Source organism: Arthrobacter sp. SPT-J7 (assembly GCF_059089965.1).
This window is the reverse complement of sequence record NZ_JBNHFF010000444.1, coordinates 1-1,293: the sequence shown is the minus strand read 5'-3', so window position 1 is coordinate 1,293 and position 1,293 is coordinate 1. Positions and strand designations below refer to the sequence as shown.

The window sequence follows — 1,293 nt, the reverse complement described above, 5'->3', positions numbered from 1 at the left end:
GGCGCTTCCGGGTGTGGACCGTGGACTCCGAGCACGACGTGGCGCTTTGCAAGGGACTCGGCGTCCACGAGATCACAACGAATGTACCGGCGCGCGTGCTGAGCCAGCTGCAGGTGGCTTCGCCGCAGGGAAGCTGAGCAGGAAAAAGTGGGCGAGTCCCTCGATAGCGTTCCTCCGCTGTTCCGGAGTCTCCAGCCCGCGTTCGGCGGCCGGGGGCCCGTGTTCAGTGGCCCGGGGCCAGCGGCTGGTGACACCCTGCCGCCCGGGTCCGGTTCCCGAAGCTGGTGGGGTGGCCCGCTGGACGTGGAAGGACTCGCGCTCGGAGCCGTTGGGGCCGCCGTTGCAGCCTTGAACTTCCTGACCGGTGTGCCGGCCCGCTTCGGAACCACGGCCGCCTTGACGGCCGGCGCCTTTGACTCCTCCCGGCACCTGCGGATCAACGGCGGGAAGATCCAGGGCTTCGCCCCGCTGTCCGGGTTCCAGCGAACCCAGGACGGCTGGATCCGGCTGCACTCCAACTATCCGCACCACGAACAGCGATTGTTGCAGGCCCTGGGGACCAATACGGCGGATGGCCTGCGCGCTGCCCTCCGCACCATGACATCCCTGGAAGCGGAAGCCAGCATCCAATCCCACGGCGGGGTTGCCGCAGCCGTGCGAAGCCGCAACGAATGGCTGGAGTCAGGAATGGGCCGGGCCGCAGCAGCGGGGCCATGGATCGATTGGACCCTTGCGGACGGCGAAACCACAGGCACGCAGCGTCCACTGGGGCTCCCCGCTGAAGACTCACTCCGCCCACTTAGGGGAGTGCGGGTGCTGGACCTGACCCGCGTCATCGCCGGACCCGTGTCCACCCGCCTGCTCGGGGCGCTGGGCGCCGACGTCCTGCGGATCGATCCCCCGCAACTCCCCGAGATCACCGACCAGTTCGTGGATACCGGATTCGACAAGCGGAGCGTCTTGGTCGACCTGACTGTAACCTCGGGCCGACACCAGCTGACACAGTTGCTGGAGACCGTTGATGTAGTGGTTACCGGCTATCGCCGCGGCTCCCTGAACCGCTTCGGGCTCGAGCCGGAGGTGCTGCTGGCATCACGGCCGGAGCTGGCGGTGGTCACCTTGGACGCCTGGGGCTGCAAGGGTCCCTGGTGTGGCCTGCGCGGTTTCGACAGCATTGTCCAGGCAGCCACCGGAATCGCCAACCTCTACGGGAAAGAGAACCACGACGGCGAATGGCGGCCGGGTGCGCTTCCCGTCCAGGCCCTGGACCACGCCACCGGGTACGGGGTGGCC

The 1,293-nt window shown here is 68.1% G+C and carries 1 protein-coding gene and 1 pseudogene; both read left to right on the top strand.

From position 1 onward, the window contains the following. Positions 1-137, top strand: a pseudogene (locus AC5RWX_RS33435) (glycerophosphodiester phosphodiesterase); the annotation flags it as partial. A 166-nt stretch (positions 138-303) separates the two neighbouring features. Next, on the top strand, positions 304-1,293 hold a 990-nt coding region (locus AC5RWX_RS33430; protein ID WP_494100447.1), incomplete at its 3' end, for a CoA transferase.